Source organism: Enterobacter sp. ZOR0014 (assembly GCF_000798855.1).
Lineage (GTDB): Bacteria > Pseudomonadota > Gammaproteobacteria > Enterobacterales > Enterobacteriaceae > Enterobacter > Enterobacter kobei.
Map to the genome: position 1 here is coordinate 1 of NZ_JTLF01000292.1, position 205 is coordinate 205.

Genomic DNA, 205 nt, shown 5'->3' on the forward strand with positions numbered 1-205 from the left:
TTCCGATCTGAACATTGGAGGTATTTAATGATATTCTCACAAGTTACATTACAGGTAGAAACGACTGTTAAGAAGAAGAACGGTGCAGAAGCTAATGTTATAAAGCCTATCGTTTTACCAGCAGTTAAACAGAGAATTAGTCAGACAAGGCTTGATGAGTTTTCTATGATTGGGCTAGGTAAAAACGTAAGATACGAGCTTAACG

General features: G+C 37.1%; 1 protein-coding gene. It reads left to right on the top strand.

Annotated features, from left to right (window positions below):
- Positions 1 to 27: 27 nt before the first annotated feature.
- On the top strand, positions 28 to 205 hold a 178-nt coding region (locus tag L977_RS25295; RefSeq protein WP_442854934.1), incomplete at its 3' end, for a hypothetical protein.